Here is a 15,498-nt window from a genome sequence, read left to right as displayed (position 1 = left end):
ATATTTTTATAAGAGACAGGGGCCGGGCGGTGCGCGGGGCGGTCGGCTCGGGCGGGCTGGCGCGGCCCGGCGGCTGGATCGACATGACCACGGCCGTGCGCTCGCCCGGCTCGGCGCTGAAGCCGTTCATCTACGGCTTTGCGTTCGACGACGGGCTGGCCGCGCCGGACACCCAGATCGACGACGCCGCGCGGCGGTTCGGCGACTACCAGCCGGAGAATTTCGACCGCATCTTCCGCGGCAAGGTCACGGCGCGCGAGGCGCTGACCTATTCGCTGAACGTGCCGGCGGTGGAGCTGCTGGACAAGGTCGGGCCCGCCGCGTTCGAGGCGCGGATCGACGGGGCCGGGGTGAACCTGGTGCGGCCCCGGGCGCAGACCCGCGAGGCGGGGCTGGCCATGGCGCTGGGCGGGGTCGGGATCACCCTGCGCGACCTGGCGGTGCTGTACGCGGCGCTGGGCGACGGCGGGGTGGCCAAGCCGCTGGCCTGGACGATGAACGAGGCCGCGCGGCGCGAACGCTCGCCCGGGCGGCGGCTGATGCGGGCCGAGGCGGCCGACCAGGTGCTGGCCATCCTGCGCGAGACCCCGCCCCCGGCCGGGGCGACGGCGGCGGCCCTGACCAAGGGACGGCCGGTAATGGCCTTCAAGACCGGCACCTCCTACGGATTCCGCGACGCGGTGGCGGCCGGAGTGGTCGGGCCCTACGTGGTGGTGGTGTGGACCGGCCGCGCCGACGGCGGGGCGCGCGGCGGACTGACCGGGCGCGACGCAGCGCTGCCGCTGCTGTTCGACGCCGCCGACCTGATCGACGCCCCAGCCAGCGCGCCCCGGCCGATCGCGCCGCGCGGGGCGCCCCAGGCGCTGCAGCGGCTGGAGCAGCGCGAGCAGGGGCCGCGGCTGATCTTCCCGCCGGACGGCTCGACCGTGCAGGTCGAGGCGTTCGGGCCGGCCTCGCGCGGCCTGGTGCTGGCTGCCGGCGGCGAAGGGCTGAGCTGGTACGTCGCCGGCGAACCGCTGGCCGCCGATCCCGTCAGTGGACGGACGATCTGGCGGCCGAAGGGGCCGGGTTTCTACCGCTTGATGGTCGTCGACGAGCAGGGCCGCAAGGCCAGCTCGCGGGTTCGGGTGAAGTGAGGTTCTCCCCTCCCCGAGGGGAGAGGAGCCATGGTCACTGTCCCTCGTCGCGGGCCTTGTCGAGGTCGCCGAGGCCGCTGATGGTGCAGTTCTGGTCGGTGACCAGTCCGTTGGCGATCGAGTAGACCCAGCCATGGACGCTGAGGCTCTGGCCGCGGGCCCAGGCGTCCTGCACGAACACGTCGGAGGCGACGTTGCGCACCTGGCGCATGACGTTGAGCTCGATCAGGCGGTCGATGCGCTCGTGGTCGTGCAGGCCTTCGAGCTCATCGCGGTGCTCGGCGTAGACCTCGCGGATCGGGTGCAGCCAGTGGTCGACCAGGCCGCGGCGCTTGCCGTCGACGGCGGCGGCGACGCCCCCGCAGCCGTAGTGGCCGACGACCATGATGTGCTTCACCTTCAGCACATCGACCGCGAACTGCAGCACCGACAGATAGTTGGCGTCCTGCGGCGGGGCGAGGTTGGCGACGTTGCGGTGCACGAACAGCTCGCCCGGGTCGAGATTGACGATCTCGTTGGCCGGCACGCGGCTGTCGGAGCAGCCGATCCAAAGATATTCCGGGCTCTGCTGGGCGACCAGGCGTTCGAAGAAGCCGGGGTCGACGGAGAGCTTTCCAGCCGCCCAGCGGCGGTTGTTTTCCTTCAGGTCCTCAAGCATGCACGGCGTCCGGTTGGCGATCGGGATGGGCGGCGGCGAAGGCCGGGTGCGCGCCTGCATGGGCGGCGGCCGCGGCGATGGCCGGGAAAGGCGAAAGGTCCACCTTGTAGCGCTGGGCGGAGTAGACCTGGGGCACGAGGCAGCAATCGGCGAGGGTCGGCGTATCGCCGAAGGCGAAGCCTTTGCCGTGGCGGGCGACCATCGGCTCCAGCGCCGAGAAGCCGTCGACGATCCAGCGCTGGCTCCATTCGAGGCGGCCGGCTTCATCGACGCCGAACTGCTCGAGCGCCTTCTGGATGCGCATGTTGTTCAGTGGGTGGATGTCGCAGGCGACGATGGCGGCCATGGCCCGCACGGTGGCGCGGTCGAAGGCGTCCTTGGGCAGCAGGGCCGGCGCAGGATGGGTTTCCTCCAGCCATTCCAGGATGGCCAGCGACTGGACCAGGACGTGGCCGCCCGCTTCCAGCGCCGGGGTCAGGTGCTGGCGGTTGCGCTGGGTCACGTAGTCGTCGGCGTGCTGTTCGCCCTTCAAGAGGTTCACCCCGACATAGCCGTAGTCGAGGCCCTTGAGGTTGAGGCCGATGCGGACGCGGTAGGGCGCGGTGGCGCGCCAGTAGGAATGCAGGGTGAGGCTCATGACGCGTCTCCGGCGGACACCGTGAACTTAAGTTGGCCGACGCCCTCGACCTCGCCCTCGACGACGTCGCCGGGAACGATCGGGCCGACGCCCTCGGGGGTGCCGGTGAAGATCAGGTCGCCGGGGGCCAGGGTCCAGAGCTTGGAGGCCTCGGCGATCACCTCGGCGAGGTTCCAGATCATGTCGGCGACCTGGCCCTCCTGGCGCAGCTGGCCGTTGACGGAAAGCGCGATGCGACCCTGCGGCGGGGCGCCGTCCCATTTGCGGATCGCCGAGATCGGGGCCGAGGCGTCGAAGCCCTTGGCCGCGTCCCAGGGATGGCCCTTGGCCTTGGCGGCGTTCTGCAGGTCGCGGCGGGTGAGGTCGACGCCGACCGCATAGCCGTAGACCAGCGACAGCGCCTGCGCGGGCGGCACGTCGGCGCCGCCGCCCTTCAGGGCGACGACCAGCTCGATCTCGTGATGCAGGTCGGAGGTGGCCGGCGGATAGCGGACCTGGCCGCCCGGCGGGACGATCGCGTCGGCGGGCTTGGCGAAGAAGAACGGCGGGTCGCGGTCGTCGCCGCCCATTTCGCGGCGGTGGGCGGCGTAGTTGCGGCCCACGCACAGGATGCGCCGGACCGGAAAAGCCGCCGCCTCGCCCTCCACGGGCACGGAGGCGGGAGCATGCGGCGGCAGGACATAGGATGTCATGGCGCCGCCCTTACGCCTGGGAAAGGGTGATGTGAACCCTGCCGTAGTGGGAGGACGGGCGGTTTTTTTGCCCGCCGAGCGCCCAAGACGCCAACCGGGCGCCGTCCCGGTTTCGGCTCAAGACCGAAGACCGGGTCCCATTCACGCCGGTCGGCGCCGGGCTAGACCTGACGGATCGGGTGTTCATGGGACCCGGACAGGCGCTGCGCGCCTTCCGGGATGGCGCCTTGTGCGCGCGGACCTACTTCACCGCGTCGCGGACGACGCGGGCCTTTTCGAGGTGCTGCTGCACCGTCGGGGCGGCGGCGGCGGCGAAGGCCTTGATGACCGGGACGTCGCCGTCCTGGGCGTAGCGCTGCAGGACGTCGAGCGCGGCCTGGTGAGCGTCGACCTGGTTGTCCATGTAGGCCTTGTCGAAGTTCTCGGCCTTGCCAAGGTCGCTCAGCTTGTCCTGCAGGTCCTTCGGCAAGGCCGTCGGCAGGGCCAGCGTCTGGCCGGAATCGGCGATGGCCTTCTTGAGATCGGCCGTCGACTTCGTATGGGCCGTGACCATCTCGTCGGCGAACTTCTTCACGCCTGGATTCTTGGCCTTGGTCTGGGCGAGCTTGGCGGCTTCGACCTCGAACATGTCGCTGGCCGCGGCCTTGGCGACGAAGTCGGGAGCCGCCGCCTCGTTCGACGGGGTGATGACGGTCGCGGCCGGATTGGCGTCGGGCGTCGCGGCCTGTTCGGCCGGGGTCGCCGCGCCCTTGGTTTCGGTCTTTTGCCCACAGGCGGCCAGCGACAAGGCAGCCACGGCCACGCCCGCGATAAGCAGGTGACGGGTCATCAAACCCTCCTCAAGATTGACTAAGGTGATCGGCGAAGGTCCAACGGACGACGCACCCGCTCAAAACTCACGGATGTGTGATCAGTTCCGGGGAGAGAACAAACGTGACCGACGTCGCCGCCAACAACGGACCGCTGAAGGACCTGAAGGTCGTCGAGATGGGAACCCTGATCGCCGGCCCGTTCTGCGGCCAGATCCTGGGCGACTTCGGCGCCGACGTGATCAAGATCGAGGATCCGAAGACCGGCGATCCGATGCGCCAGTGGGGCCGCAGCCTGCCCAAGGGGCTGTCGCCGTGGTGGCCGGTGATCGGGCGCAACAAGCGCTCGGTGGGCCTCGACCTGCGCACCCCGCAGGGGCGCGAGATCGCCGGCAAGCTGATCGACCAGGCCGACGTGCTGATCGAGAACTTCCGGCCCGGGACGCTGGAGAAATGGGGCATGGGCTATGAAGCCCTCAGCCAGCGCAATCCGCGGCTGATCGTGGCGCGGGTGTCGGGCTTCGGCCAGACCGGACCCTACGCCAAGCGGGCCGGCTACGGGCTGATCGGCGAGGCGATGGGCGGCCTGCGGCACGTGACCGGCGAGCCGGACCGGCCGCCGGCGCGGGCCGGCATCTCGATCGGGGACTCGCTGACCGCCATGCACGCGGTGATGGGGATCACCATGGCGCTGCATGCGCGCGAGCGCACCGGGCGCGGCCAGATGATCGACGCGGCGCTGTACGAGAGCGTGCTGGCGGTGATGGAGAACCTGGTCACCGAGTACGATCTGACCGGCTATGTGCGCGAGCGATCGGGTTCGATCCTGCCCGGCATCGCGCCGTCGAACGTCTATCCGTGTGCGGAGGGCGAGATGATCCTGATCGGCGGCAACGGCGACACGGTGTTCGCGCGGCTGGCCGAGGCCATGGGCCAGGCGGGCCTGGCCGCCGACCCGAAGTTCGTCAGCCACGCGGCGCGCGGGGTCAACCAGAAGGAGCTGGACGAGATCATCGCCGCCTGGACCGCGACCTGGACGCTGCCGGCGCTGATCGAGCACCTGGAGGCCGCCGGCATCCCCTGCGGCCGGGTGTTCCGCGCCCCGGACATGCTGGAGAACGAGCAGTACCAGGCCCGCGAGGCGATCGTGGAGCTTCCCCACCCGGCGTTCGGCAAGGTGAAGATGCAGAACGCCTTTCCGAAGCTGTCGGAGACGCCGGGCGCGGTGCGCTGGCCGGGGCCGGAGCTTGGGCAGCATACCGACGAGGTGCTGGCGGAGGTGGGGCTCAGCCCCGACGAGGTGGCCGGGCTGCGGGCCAAGGGCGTGCTCTAGGCCGCCCGAAAAAGGCCCCTAGCCCGGCTTCGTCGGGAGCTCCCGGCGGCGTCAGGTGGCGAAGAAGCCGAGTTCGCCGCTGACGCGGACTTGGCAGGGACGGCCCTTGTCCTGCACCTCACGCGCCCGCTTGTTGGCGGCGGCCTTGGCGACATCCTTTTCCGGCGAGTGCCCGAAGGTGTCGCCGTCCAATTCGACGGCCCAGACGCCGTCACGAAGTGCGACCGTCAAAACGGCCCGTTCCAAACCTTTTTGCATCGGAAGGCCATAGCATACCCAGCGGCGAAACGGCGAAATTTCCATATATTTCTTGCTGACGGGAAAAAATTCCCGCAGTTTGTCGGGGTCAAATGTCGTTTTGGCTCGCTGCCGTGACGCTAGTTCTACTTGAGAGATCAGCTTCACAATTGCCTCCGGACCTCTCCGAAAATTTGATCGAGCGACCCGATACGGGCGCGAGAACTCATGTCCGGAAAGGGACAAAAAATGACTATTGGTGTGGTTAAGTGGTTCAACGCCCAAAAGGGCTTCGGCTTCATCCAGCCTGACGATGGCGGCACGGACGTGTTCGTGCACATCTCGGCGGTGGAGCGTGCCGGCATGGCCACCCTGCACGAGGGCCAGAAGCTGAGCTTCGAGCTGGAGCGCGACAAGCGCAGCGGCAAGAACTCCGCCGGCCAGCTGCAGGCGGTCTGATCGGTTCCGATCGACGAATGAACGGCCCGGCGCCTGCGCCGGGCCGTTTTTCATGCGCTGGACCCTGCCCCGGTCGGCTTGAATCAAGCCACTGGGATGAACAGGGTCGATTGTTTGATTTTAGAGCCCTTCTTATCCGCTCACGATGATCCATCGTGAGCGGAAAGAGCTCTAGGCCGCCACCCCGAACAGCGCCCCGACGCCGGCGGTGACGGCCATGGCCATCGCCCCCCAGAAGGTGACGCGCAGCACTGGCTTGAGCATCGGCGCCTGACCTGCGCGGGCGCCGATCGCCCCCAGCACGGCGAGGTAGACCAGCGAGGCCGCCGAGACCGCCGGCACTACGAACGGCAACGGTGCAAGCGCAGCCACCAGCAGCGGCAGACCAGCGCCGACCGAGAAGGTCAGGGCCGAGGTGAACGCCGCCTGGATCGGCTTGGCGGCGGTGGTCTCGTTGATGCCGAGTTCATCGCGGGCATGGGCGCCAAGGGCGTCCTTGGCCATCAGCTGCTCGGCGACCTGGCGGGCGAGCTCGGGAGTGAGACCGCGCGCGACATAGATCGCCGTCAATTCTTCGCGCTCGAACTCCGGCTGGGTCGCCAGCTCCGCCCGCTCACGCGACAGCTCGGCGGTCTCGGTGTCGAGTTGGGAGCTGACCGAGACGTACTCGCCAGCGGCCATGGACATCGCGCCGGCGACCAGGGCGGCGACCCCGGCGACCAGGATGTCCGAGCGCCCTTGGGCCGCGGCGGCCACGCCGACGATCAGCGAGGCGGTCGAGACGATGCCGTCGTTGGCGCCCAGGACGGCGGCGCGCAGCCAGCCGATACGCTCGACGAAGTGGATTTCCTGATGCTTCGGATTCATCGACGCCCCCGGCTCACGCCGCCGATCATGCCCGGCGCACCCAGAGCATACGCTGCAACGTGCGGTCGCGGTCGTAAAGCAGATGCTTTACGGCGCCGGCGACATGCAGGGCGATGAGCGGCCAGAACAGCTTCGTGGCCGCGCCGTGCACCTCCTCGCAGGCTTCGTGCAGCCAGTCCACGCGAGCGGCGAACGGGCTGGGAATCGCGATCAGATCGAAGACCTGCAACGGCTGCCCGGTCGACCAGACGGCCAGCGGGCCGGTCACGATCAGCACCGCGATCATCAGCAGGAAAAGCCCCTGGACCGCATGGGCGGCGATGCGCAGGACGCGGCTCTGTTCGATCGGCCGGGGCGAAGGCTGAGAGGCGGTCCAGAACAGCCGGGCGGCAAGGAAGGCGATCAGCAGCATCGCGACGGAGACGTGCAGATCGCGGGCGGCGATCTTCTCGGCGCGGTCGGCGGCGTCTTCCATCCGCTCGCCGAGGAAATAGAGGGCGGTGACGCCGACCGCGCTGATCCAGTGCAGGGCGATGGCGATCCAGCCATAGGCGGCGCGGGTGTTGGTGAGCGACATGGGACTCCTTGCCTCTCCGAACGCTAGAGGCGAGGCTGTCGTCCCCGCATTGATTGAACTCAAAGGGCGGCAGCGCCTGCCGCAGGATCCAGCACCGCCATGCCCATCGCCGCCGTCAACGGCCTTCGCCTCTATTTCGAACGCGCGGGCGCGGGCGAGCCGCTGCTGTTCATTTCGGGCACCGGCGGCGACCTGCGGGCCAAGCCCAACCAGTTCGACGGGCCGTTCCCCAAGGCGTTCGACATGATCAGCCACGACCAGCGGGGGCTGGGCCGGTCGGACAAGCCGGACGTGCGCTACAGCATGGCCGACTACGCCGACGACGCCGCGGCGCTGATGGCGAGCCAGGGGTGGGACAGCGCCCACGTGGTCGGGGTCTCGTTCGGCGGCATGGTCGCCCAGGAGCTGGCGTTGCGCCATCCGGCCCGCGTGCGGCGGCTGGTGCTGGCCTGCACCTCGCCGGGCGGAGCGGGCGGGGCCTCGTTCCCGTTCCACGAGATCGAGCACCTGAAGGGCGAGGAGCGGGCGAAACACCTGACGCCGATCTCCGACACCCGCCGGGACGACGTCTGGGCCGCGGCCAACCCGGACCTCTACGCGCAGATCATCGCCATGACCGCCGCCGACCCCTATGCCGACGAACCCGGCCGCGCCCAGGGCGCGCACCGGCAGCTGGAGGCGCGGGCCGACCACGACGCGTGGGAGCGGCTTGGAGAGATCGCCGTCCCGACGCTGGTGGCCGGGGGCCGCTATGACGGGATCGCCCTGCCCGAGACCTTGGAGCGGATGGCCGGCAGAATTCCCGGCGCCGAGCTGCGCTTCTATGAGGGCGGGCACATGTTCATGATCCAGGATCGCGCAGCAGTGCGCGACATGATCGCCTTTCTGAGCGCGCCCAACTAGCCGTGCTTGCGAGGGGCCGGCGCGAAGATTATGGCGCTGCGCGTGTCAGAGATTTCGCGTAACGAGCCCCGCCCCGACTTCCTGTTCCTGGTCAGCGCGCCGGCCGGCGGCGACATCCAGATGATGGCGCCCCGCGGCTTCGGGCAGCCGCGGTTCGTGGTCTACGGCACGGCGAGCTATCTCTCCTATATGCCGGAACTGCGCGCCCGCGGGCGCGACCTCTGGCTGGAGAACCGCGCCTCGGCGTTCCAGCTGAAGCTGCCCCGGGTTCCGCTGGTCAACTACATGGCCGATCCGGACCTCTACGAGCACGCGCTGATCAAGGCCGCGCAGATCGCCGCGCAGACCGGCTTGCCGGTGCTGAACCACCCGAGCGCGGTGTTGAGATCACGGCGCGACCGCAGCGCCGCGCTGCTGGCTGCGATCCCCGGCGTGCGGGTCCCGCGGACTGTGCGGCTGAGCGCGCCGACCCGGAGCCAACTGATCGCCGCGATCCTGGAGGCCGGGCTCGGATTTCCGCTGCTGCTGCGGCCGGCCGGGCGACATGGCGGCAAGGGGCTGGCGCGGCTGGACAGCCGCGAACAGCTGGAGGCCGCACACATTCCGCTGGGCGTCGACGAGGCGATCTACGCCAGCGAATTCGTCGATTTCGCCGATCCCGACGGCCTCTATCGTAAACTGCGGCTGATCATCGTCGGCCGGCGCGTGTTCTGGCGCCACCTGATCATCGGCGAGCGGTGGCTGTTGCATTCGGACGGGCGCATCGCCGGCGCCCAGGCCGAGGAGGCCGCAGCGCTGGCCAGGTTCGAAGCTGACACCCTGCCGCGCCTGGCGCCGATGCTGAACGCCATCCGCGCGGCGGTGGGGCTCGACCACTTCGGGCTGGACGTCTGCCTGCGGCTTGACGGCGAGCTGCTGGTGTTCGAAGCCAACGCCTGCATGAACGTCCTGGACAACAGCACCATCCCGCCGCCGAACATGTGGGAGACGCCGATCGCAGCGGTGCGCGAGGCGCTGGGCGAACTGCACGAGCATCCCGAACGCTGGCTGCATCCGGGCCCCCTGCCGGTGCTGGCCGAGGCGGTCTAGCTCGCCAGGACCGCCCGGCCGACCAATTTCCGGCGCCGCCTGGCTAGCCGGACGCCAGCAGCGCGCCGACCGCGGCGGCCACCTGGGTGACGTCGTAGGGCTTGCGGATGATCGGGGCGTCGAAGCCCATGGGCGCGCCGCTGTCGCCGTAACCGGTGGCGAACACGAACGGCACGCCGCGGGCGGCCAGCGCCTCGGCCACCGGGGTCACGGCCAGGCCATTGAGGTTGGCGTCCAGCACGGCGGCGTCGATGTGCCCGGCCAGCAGGCTCATCGCCTCAGCCAGTTCATAGGCCGGACCGACCACCTGGGCGCCGGCGTCGGCCAGGCCGGTCTCGAGCTCCAGGGCCAGCAGCACCGCGTCCTCGACGATCAGCACCCGCTTGCCGCGCAGGTCGACCGGGCCTTGGGCGGCGGGCGTGGCCTCGATCTTCCGCGGGGCCGGGGCCTCGGGCACGGTATCGGGCCGCGAGACCACGGCCGCGGGGCCGGCGCGCAGGCGCACGCTGACGCCGCCGCGGCGATATTCAAGTTCGACCTCACCGTTGAGCTCGCGACCGGTGACCTGGCCCAGCAAGGTCGTGCCGAAGCCCTTGTGGGTCGGAACCACCACCGGCGGGCCGCCGGTCTCGGTCCAGAACAGCTCGAAGCCGCCGTCGGCGATCTGGGTCCAGCGCACGTCGACGCGGCCGCTCTCGACCGACAGCGCCCCGTACTTCACCGCATTGGTGGCCAGCTCGTGCAGGGCGAGCGACAGGGCGTTGGCCGCGCGCGGGGTCAGGAACAGTTCGGGCCCTTCCCAGCGGGTCTGGCCCGGCGCAATGCCGCCGAGCTCGGCGGCGGCCAGATGGGCGATGGCCGCGCCGCGCCAACGGGCGGCGGTCAGCAGCTCGTTGGCCGACGCCATCGACTTCAGCCGGCCCGAGAAGGTCGACAGGAAGCTGTCGAGCGAAGTGGTGCGCTTGGCGGTCTGAACGGCCAGGGCCTGGACTGCGGCCAGCACGTTCTTCACCCGGTGGTCGAGCTCGGCCATCAGCGCGCGGCGGCGGTCCTCCTCGGCCCGGCGGTCGCCGACGTCCTGGGCCACGCCGACCGCGCGGACCGGCCGCCCCGCCTCGTCGCAGACCAGCAGGCCGGAGGTCCGCATCCAGACCGTGCGGCCGTCGTCCTCGCGGATGCGGCGGTATTCGGCCTCGAAGCGGCCCTCGGCGCGCATCGAGTCTTCCATGAACTGGCGGGTGCGCTCGCGGTCCTCCGGATGCACGCCGCGATAGAGGAACTCGCCCCTTTCCGCGGGCCATTCGCCAACCGGCAGGCCGCTGACCTCGGACATGCGCGCGCTGATGCGCACGACGTCCTCCACCATGTCCCATTCGTAGTCGCCAAGGCGCGCAGATTCGAGCGCCAGTTCGAGGCGTTCGTGATCCAGATTGCGTCCAGCGGCGGGCTTCACCATGGCGCGACCATTAAGCGGGGTTCGGGTCCGAGCGACAGGAACCGAAGGTTGTATGCCCTGAATTGCGCGCGGAGTCTTTCAGTCAATTTTCGGAACCCGCTATTGCCTTTGACGTTGTGGCAAGGCTTCCATGCCATCCCTGCGATACCTGCTGAATACTTGGAGAATCCGACATGGCCACCAACGCCGTCGACCACGCGAAAGATGAAGCCAAGGCCGCCGCCCAATCGATGGCCGACTCCGCTTCCAAGCTGTCGGCCGAGGCGCAGCGCAGCTTCAGCGAGGCGGCCAAGAAGTTCGAGAAGGTCGTGGCCGAAGGGCTGGAGCAGATCCGCGCGCAGAGCCGCACCTATGCCGACAACGCCGGCGAGCACATCGACGACGCCCAGCGCTATGTCGTCGAACGCGTCAAGGAACGCCCGCTGGTGGCGACCGGCGCGGCGCTCGGCGTCGGCCTGCTGATCGGCCTGCTGCTGGCCAGCGGCCGCAAAAATTGATCCTCAAGCGAGCGCTCTATTACATCGTCGCCGCCGTCGCGCTCGCCGCGACGGCGGTGGTCTGCGTGGTGTTCCTGGCGATGGCCCTGCATGCGGGCCTGACCCCGGTGGTCGGCGAAGCCTGGGCCGGGGTGCTGGTGGCGGCCGCGGCCGCGCTGCTGGCCGGGGCCATCGGGATGGTGCTGCTGATGATGGCCAGCCCGCCCCGCCGCCACAACCGGCGGGACCAGGACAAGGACCTCACCTCGCGGATGTTCGAGCTGGCCCAGGCCAAGCCCTGGGTCGCGCTGGGCGTGGTCGGGGCCGTCGCCGCGGTGGCGCTGAAGAACCCGCGGACCACCGCCACCATCGTTTCGGCGATGCTCGCGGGCCGCGCCTCTAAATCCTAGAGAACCAATCCCCACAGTTCGGGTTAGTGTGGGGCCGCGGGCGCACGCCTGCATTCCCTCCCCCGTAGGAAATTGACATGTTTGAATTGCCGAACCTTCCGTACGCCCACGACGCGCTGGAGCCTGTCATTTCGCAGGCCACGATGCACCTGCACCACGGCAAGCATCACAAGCGCTACTTCGACGTCATGAACCAGATGCTGCAGGAGTCGGGCGCCAAGCCGGCTTCGCTGGAAGACGTCGTCCGCGGCGCGGTCGGCCAGGCCAAGCTGTTCAACAATTCGGCCCAGGCCTGGAACCACACCTTCTTCTGGGAATGCATGAGCGCGCCCGGCCAGAAGGCGTCCGGCGACCTCGCCGCCGCCATCGAGCGCGACTTCGGCGGGCTGGACCAACTGAAGGCGCAGTTCGTCGCCAAGGGCGTCGGCCACTTCGGCTCGGGCTGGGTGTGGCTGGCCGCCAAGGGCGAGACGCTGTCGATCGTCGATACGCACGATGGCGTGAACCTGCTGACCGAGGCCGGCGTGGTTCCGCTGCTGGTCTGCGACCTGTGGGAGCATGCCTACTATCTGGACCACAAGAACGACCGCGAAGGTTTCCTGAAGGCCTGGTTCGACTCGCTGCCGAACTGGACGTTCGCCCAGGCCCAGTACGACGCCGCCCGCAAGGGCGCGGCCGGCTGGACTCACCCCGGCCCGGTCTAGGTCCCGGAACGTCACGCACAGCCAAGCGTTTATATCTTCGGACGCAATAACCGGAGAAACGACATGCTTGGATGGGCTCTAACCTTCCTGGTAGTCGCCCTCATCGCTGGCGTACTCGGATTTACTTCCATCGCCGGCGCCGCAATGGGCGTCGCCAAGATTCTGTTCTTCGTGTTCCTGGTGCTGTTCGTGGTCTCTCTCGTCATGCACCTGGTTCGAGGGCGCGGCGCGCTCTAGGCCCGAAGGATTGAAAACGCGGAACGCCCGCCCCTAGCCGGGGCGGGCGTTTTGCCGTCTGCGGTTGACCGCCCAGCTGCGCAGCGGCTCGAACCGCGAACCGGTCCAACCCTGGGCGACGACGCGGATCTCCCCGGCGTCGGCCTCGATAAGGTTGAAACTGGGCGCGACGCCGCGCTCGCGCACCGACAGGGTGCCGGCCCCGACCGCATGGGCGGCGCCGCCGGCGAACGGATAGGGCCAGACGAACGGGGCGTGGACATGCCCCGACAACACCAGGTCGACGCCGCCCTCGGCCAGGGCGCGGGCCGCCGCCTGCCCGCCCCAGACCCGGCCCGTCATCGGCCCGCCGATCATCTCGACCAACGGATGATGCACGACCGCCACCTTGAGCGCCTCCGGCGGGGCTGCGGCGAGCCAGGCGAGCGCCGCACGGCTCTGAGCGCGGGAGACCTGGCCCTTGGACCAGTTGGCGCGGGGCTGCACGCCGCGGGCGGTGTTGAGCCCGTAGACCGCCAGACCGGCGCTGGCGAAGGTTTGAGCCTCGGCCGCGCCGATGATCCGCGAGAACCGGCCGAAGGGGTCGAAGAACCGCTCCCACCAGGCGAGGTAGGGCGCGTCGTGATTGCCCGGACAGACCAGCTGCGGCCCAGGCAGCGAGGCCAGCCACCCGGCCGCGGCCTCGAACTCGCTCACGGCGCCGAACTGGGTGAGGTCGCCCGACACGATGGTCAGGTCGAACTCGCCCCCACGCAGCACCTGCGCCGCCCCCGCCACCGCCGCGACGTTTTCGCCGCCGAAGTGGATGTCGGAGAGGTGGGCGATGCGGATCATCCCGCCTCCCGCCGCGGGGCCAGCAGCCGGGCGACCTGGGGCCGCCAGTCGACCGCGGCGTTGGTCGCCAGCCAGACCGGCTCGCCGTCGAGCACCGCCGGAATGCGGCTGGCCGCCCAGACCCGGGCCTGGCGGCAGGGGCCGGCGCTGACCGCCGGGTCGTTACGCCAGTCGTCGACCAGCGCCTTGAAGCCGATGCGCGCAGCCTCGCCGACGGTCTGGGGATCGATGATCGCCGCTTCCAGGCTCTGGGCCTCGTCGGCGAGGGCGGTGGAGGCCAGCGGGCAGAGAAAGGCCAGCGCCTCGGCCTTGCCGCGCGGGCCGTCGTCGAGGGCGTAGCGCAGGCGCCCGGAGAACGCCCGCCGCCAGGCCCGCCGCATGCGCGCGAAGGCCAGACGCAGCTGGCCCTCGCGCACCGCCTCGCGCGCGGGCGCCCACAGCGCCGGGGCCCCGAGGATCGCCGCGACCAGGAAGCTGCGCCCCTCGATCAGGCCGCCGCCGATGTCGCGCTCGACGCCGCGCTCCAAGGCGTCGGTCAGAGCCTCGCGCCAGGGAACCGCGCCGTAGACCGCATGCGGCAGCATGTTCATCGTGCCCCCCGGCAGCGGGGCGATCATCGGCCCTTGCGGCCCGGCCATGTCGGCGGCCGCCCGGGCGGTGCCGTCGCCGGCCAGGATCACCAGCAGGTCGGGCGCGGCGTCGACCGCAGAGCGCAGCCGCCGCTCGATCTCGCCGCTGTCGGCCACCTGGACGTTGGCGTGGGCGCCGTATCCGGCCAGCAGGGCGCGCATCTGCTCGTCGTCCTGCGCGCTCGCGCCGCCGGATGCGACATTCACCACCGCCTCGATGCGGGATATCTTCGGTGCCTGAGCCATAGGTCCTCTGTCAGCGCCCCATAGGAGCAGCCCCCTAACGGCGGCGGTTGGACGCGGTTCCGTCCGGAACTCTGCCGTAACGCGCGCGTTGGGGTCGGCGGGATAAGTAAGGAGTGCCATATGCTCAAGGCCAAATCTCTCATGCCGCTCGCGGCCCTGGCCGGCGCCGGCCTGCTGGCGAGCGCCTGCACCACCACCGGCAACGTCGAGCGCAACGCCGCCGGCGGCGCCGCCCTCGGCGCCCTGGCCGGCGCTGTGATCGGCAACAATGTCGGCGGCGGCGACGCCGGGACCGGCGCGGCCATCGGCGCAGCCCTGGGCGGCGGCGCCGGCGCAGTCCGCGGTTGCCGCCAGGACGGCGGCTGCGGCGCGCAGAACCAGAACCGCCGCCAATATTACGACGAGCGCGTGGGCCGGTATTACTATTACGACAACGGCTCGGGCCGTTATTACTGGGAAGACGGCAGCCCGCGCTAATCGCGGCCGCGCAACCTAGACTAGCCTGCGGTGGGCGGTCAGCTATGCTGTCCGTCCATCGTCATATTAGGGGCTGCAGGATCATGGGTCTGGGAACGAAGACGTCGACGATCGCGGCGCTGAGCGCCGGACTGGCGCTGGCCGGATGCGCCACCACACCGGCCGGCGGCCCGCGCGCCAAGATCGAGACCCCCGCCGCCTGCGAGAACCTGACCGTCCACATCTATTTCGAGCCGGAAAGCGCCGAGGTCACCGACGAAGGCCGCGCGGTGCTGTCGCAGGCGGCCAGTTCAGCCAAGGCCTGCAAGGTCGAGCGGGTGAAGGTGCTGGGCCTGGCCGACGCGGTCGGCGCGCCGGCGGCCAATCTGGAGCTGTCCAAGCAGCGCGTGGCCGCGGTGACCAAGGCCCTGATCGCAACCGGCCTGCCGGCCGGGGAATTCGACCTGGCCGCCGCCGGCCAACAAGGTGCGGTGACCCAGGACGGCGAGGCCCGCCCGCTGCGCCGTCGCGCCGACGTCACCCTGGAACTGACCACGCCCTAGGAAGGGGCGCACAAGAAAAGGCGGACGCTAGGCCCGCCTCTTGAGTGCGCATCATCGAGAAAAGGGGTGCGGAGGCGGCAGACCGGCATG

General features: G+C 69.9%; 21 protein-coding genes. 11 read left to right on the top strand and 10 right to left on the bottom strand.

All coding sequences use genetic code 11. The annotated features are described in order from the left end of the window. Positions 1-1,136, top strand: a 1,136-nt coding sequence (locus tag OUA97_RS20430) for a penicillin-binding transpeptidase domain-containing protein (protein WP_267233874.1), incomplete at its 5' end; no start/stop codon positions are given. A gap of 34 nt (positions 1,137-1,170) precedes the next feature. On the opposite strand, the gene OUA97_RS20425 is transcribed toward OUA97_RS20430, so the two are convergent. From OUA97_RS20425 to OUA97_RS20410, 4 genes are all read right to left on the bottom strand, one after another. Beyond that, positions 1,171-1,794: a carbonic anhydrase gene (locus OUA97_RS20425; protein ID WP_267233873.1), complete on the bottom strand. Its 624-nt coding sequence runs from the start codon at positions 1,792-1,794 to the stop codon at positions 1,171-1,173. Further along, positions 1,787-2,431: a maleylacetoacetate isomerase gene (maiA, locus tag OUA97_RS20420; protein ID WP_267233872.1), complete on the bottom strand. Its 645-nt coding sequence runs from the start codon at positions 2,429-2,431 to the stop codon at positions 1,787-1,789. Before maiA ends, OUA97_RS20425 begins: the two co-directional genes overlap by 8 nt. Continuing rightward, positions 2,428-3,123: a fumarylacetoacetate hydrolase family protein gene (locus OUA97_RS20415; RefSeq protein ID WP_267233871.1), complete on the bottom strand. Its 696-nt coding sequence runs from the start codon at positions 3,121-3,123 to the stop codon at positions 2,428-2,430. Before OUA97_RS20415 ends, maiA begins: the two co-directional genes overlap by 4 nt. A gap of 241 nt (positions 3,124-3,364) precedes the next feature. Beyond that, complete coding sequence (locus tag OUA97_RS20410) at positions 3,365-3,952, bottom strand: DUF4142 domain-containing protein (RefSeq protein ID WP_267233870.1); 588 nt, start codon at positions 3,950-3,952, stop codon at positions 3,365-3,367. A gap of 104 nt (positions 3,953-4,056) precedes the next feature. Between OUA97_RS20410 and OUA97_RS20405 the strand changes: the two genes are divergently transcribed. Continuing rightward, positions 4,057-5,265, top strand: a complete 1,209-nt coding sequence (locus tag OUA97_RS20405; RefSeq protein WP_267233869.1) for a CaiB/BaiF CoA transferase family protein — start codon at positions 4,057-4,059, stop codon at positions 5,263-5,265. A gap of 51 nt (positions 5,266-5,316) precedes the next feature. On the opposite strand, the gene OUA97_RS20400 is transcribed toward OUA97_RS20405, so the two are convergent. Continuing rightward, a complete protein-coding gene (locus OUA97_RS20400; protein WP_267233868.1) occupies positions 5,317-5,670 on the bottom strand; it encodes a hypothetical protein in 354 nt (117 codons plus the stop codon). 81 nt (positions 5,671-5,751) lie between these two features. Here OUA97_RS20400 and OUA97_RS20395 point away from each other — a divergent pair, with 81 nt between their 5' ends. Continuing rightward, the gene (locus OUA97_RS20395; RefSeq protein WP_267233867.1) at positions 5,752-5,961 is read left to right on the top strand and encodes a cold-shock protein; all 210 of its coding nucleotides are present in this window, start codon (positions 5,752-5,754) and stop codon (positions 5,959-5,961) included. A gap of 171 nt (positions 5,962-6,132) precedes the next feature. Here OUA97_RS20395 and OUA97_RS20390 read toward each other — a convergent pair whose 3' ends face one another. Together OUA97_RS20390 and OUA97_RS20385 are read right to left on the bottom strand one after the other, a co-directional pair. Next, positions 6,133-6,828: a VIT1/CCC1 transporter family protein gene (locus tag OUA97_RS20390; protein ID WP_267233866.1), complete on the bottom strand. Its 696-nt coding sequence runs from the start codon at positions 6,826-6,828 to the stop codon at positions 6,133-6,135. A gap of 25 nt (positions 6,829-6,853) precedes the next feature. Beyond that, entirely contained in the window at positions 6,854-7,405 is a 552-nt protein-coding gene (locus OUA97_RS20385) for a cytochrome b (protein ID WP_267233865.1), read from the bottom strand. A 99-nt stretch (positions 7,406-7,504) separates the two neighbouring features. On the opposite strand from OUA97_RS20385, the gene OUA97_RS20380 reads away from it, so the two are divergent. After that, on the top strand, positions 7,505-8,308 hold the full coding sequence (locus OUA97_RS20380; protein ID WP_267233864.1) for an alpha/beta fold hydrolase: 804 nt from the start codon (positions 7,505-7,507) through the stop codon (positions 8,306-8,308). Positions 8,309-8,350: 42 nt separating this feature from the next. Further along, positions 8,351-9,397 carry an ATP-grasp domain-containing protein gene (locus OUA97_RS20375; RefSeq protein ID WP_267233863.1) on the top strand — a complete coding sequence of 349 codons (1,047 nt, stop codon included), beginning with the start codon at positions 8,351-8,353 and terminating at the stop codon, positions 9,395-9,397. Positions 9,398-9,440: 43 nt separating this feature from the next. On the opposite strand, the gene OUA97_RS20370 is transcribed toward OUA97_RS20375, so the two are convergent. Then, positions 9,441-10,853 (bottom strand): HWE histidine kinase domain-containing protein, encoded by a 1,413-nt coding sequence (locus OUA97_RS20370; RefSeq protein WP_267233862.1) that lies wholly within the window; start codon positions 10,851-10,853, stop codon positions 9,441-9,443. Positions 10,854-11,026: 173 nt separating this feature from the next. Here OUA97_RS20370 and OUA97_RS20365 point away from each other — a divergent pair, with 173 nt between their 5' ends. From OUA97_RS20365 to OUA97_RS20350, 4 genes are all read left to right on the top strand, one after another. Further along, positions 11,027-11,350, top strand: coding sequence for a glycine zipper domain-containing protein (locus tag OUA97_RS20365; protein WP_267233861.1), 324 nt, complete (start codon positions 11,027-11,029; stop codon positions 11,348-11,350). Then, positions 11,347-11,739 carry a hypothetical protein gene (locus OUA97_RS20360; protein ID WP_267233860.1) on the top strand — a complete coding sequence of 131 codons (393 nt, stop codon included), beginning with the start codon at positions 11,347-11,349 and terminating at the stop codon, positions 11,737-11,739. Before OUA97_RS20365 ends, OUA97_RS20360 begins: the two co-directional genes overlap by 4 nt. 77 nt (positions 11,740-11,816) lie before the next feature. Continuing rightward, positions 11,817-12,443: a superoxide dismutase gene (locus OUA97_RS20355; protein ID WP_267233859.1), complete on the top strand. Its 627-nt coding sequence runs from the start codon at positions 11,817-11,819 to the stop codon at positions 12,441-12,443. A 63-nt stretch (positions 12,444-12,506) separates the two neighbouring features. Continuing rightward, entirely contained in the window at positions 12,507-12,680 is a 174-nt protein-coding gene (locus OUA97_RS20350) for a DUF1328 domain-containing protein (protein ID WP_183771352.1), read from the top strand. 33 nt (positions 12,681-12,713) lie between these two features. On the opposite strand, the gene OUA97_RS20345 is transcribed toward OUA97_RS20350, so the two are convergent. Together OUA97_RS20345 and OUA97_RS20340 are read right to left on the bottom strand one after the other, a co-directional pair. Then, a complete protein-coding gene (locus tag OUA97_RS20345; RefSeq protein WP_267233858.1) occupies positions 12,714-13,514 on the bottom strand; it encodes a metallophosphoesterase family protein in 801 nt (266 codons plus the stop codon). After that, on the bottom strand, positions 13,511-14,389 hold the full coding sequence (locus OUA97_RS20340; RefSeq protein ID WP_267233857.1) for a diacylglycerol/lipid kinase family protein: 879 nt from the start codon (positions 14,387-14,389) through the stop codon (positions 13,511-13,513). Before OUA97_RS20340 ends, OUA97_RS20345 begins: the two co-directional genes overlap by 4 nt. 141 nt (positions 14,390-14,530) lie before the next feature. Between OUA97_RS20340 and OUA97_RS20335 the strand changes: the two genes are divergently transcribed. Together OUA97_RS20335 and OUA97_RS20330 are read left to right on the top strand one after the other, a co-directional pair. Next, positions 14,531-14,866 (top strand): YMGG-like glycine zipper-containing protein, encoded by a 336-nt coding sequence (locus OUA97_RS20335; protein WP_267233875.1) that lies wholly within the window; start codon positions 14,531-14,533, stop codon positions 14,864-14,866. Between the two features lie 83 nt (positions 14,867-14,949). Continuing rightward, positions 14,950-15,408: an OmpA family protein gene (locus OUA97_RS20330; protein WP_267233856.1), complete on the top strand. Its 459-nt coding sequence runs from the start codon at positions 14,950-14,952 to the stop codon at positions 15,406-15,408. The last annotated feature ends 90 nt before the right edge of the window (positions 15,409-15,498 follow it).

Source organism: Phenylobacterium sp. 58.2.17 (genome assembly GCF_026411515.1).
GTDB lineage: Bacteria > Pseudomonadota > Alphaproteobacteria > Caulobacterales > Caulobacteraceae > Phenylobacterium.
This window is presented reverse-complemented; position numbering and strand designations above follow the sequence as displayed.